The 222-nt window shown below is 64.4% G+C and carries 1 pseudogene; it reads right to left on the minus strand.

The window, feature by feature from the left end:
• A pseudogene (locus tag L977_RS00100) lies at positions 1-222 on the minus strand (DDE-type integrase/transposase/recombinase); the annotation flags it as partial.

Below are 222 nucleotides of genomic sequence, written 5' to 3' on the forward strand. Positions count from 1 at the left end.
GAAAACGCTCCAGCTTGCCCTGCGTCTGCGGATGATAAGGCCGGGAATGGCCCCCCCGGATACCCTGGCGCATCAGCCACAGCTCCAGTGCCGTCCAGGTCCCGGTGGTGTCGCCCCAGGGGGAGCCGTTGTCCATCGTTATCCGCTCCGGCAGGCCATAGCGTTCAAACACGCTGACCAGCTGCTGCTGCACGGTCTCACGCCGTTCATCGGTACAGTGTG

Origin of the sequence: Enterobacter sp. ZOR0014 (assembly GCF_000798855.1) — a bacterium.
In the GTDB taxonomy this organism is placed as follows: domain Bacteria; phylum Pseudomonadota; class Gammaproteobacteria; order Enterobacterales; family Enterobacteriaceae; genus Enterobacter; species Enterobacter kobei.